1 protein-coding gene is annotated in these 484 nt (G+C 57.9%); it reads right to left on the minus strand.

What is annotated here, in order from left to right:
* The coding region (locus C1631_RS25465) for a hypothetical protein (protein ID WP_228441521.1) at positions 1-200 on the minus strand (200 nt) is incomplete at its 3' end.
* Positions 201-484 lie beyond the last annotated feature (284 nt).

Genomic DNA, 484 nt, shown 5'->3' on the forward strand with positions numbered 1-484 from the left:
TTATAGGGTAGCGCACAAGCGTAAGCCTCGCTCATCTTCTTCGGACCCCAACCCCAGCTCACCGCCCGATCACCCGGCCGTGCAACCTCCACAAGGCCGGGATGCAGTTCCAGGGCCAGCGCCCTCAACGCGCGAAGAAGCACACCATGCTGGGGCTCTAGCCCGATGATCTGCTCAAAGGTGCCGATAGCTTCATTCATGCATGATGCCTCATTTGGAACGCCGCTCTCTCCATGGCGCAAATATGCGTACTAATCGGTCCGGCTCGGGGCGGAATGACACGCTAACGCCGGACCCTTAGCGTACGATTTTGACCATCTTCTCACCGGACCCCGGAGCGGGCATCATCCGGGAAGTCCCGGAGCCGGGCGAGACTGTCGCCTAAGAACGTGATCGGCTTCATGTGCGATCACTGTATCGAAATCGATACATCATGACAAGGGGATTCTCCATAACTCACAAGTTATGGACATCGCGCTTGCCC

It is taken from the genome of Chryseobacterium phosphatilyticum (genome assembly GCF_002899825.2).
In the GTDB taxonomy this organism is placed as follows: domain Bacteria; phylum Bacteroidota; class Bacteroidia; order Flavobacteriales; family Weeksellaceae; genus Chryseobacterium; species Chryseobacterium phosphatilyticum.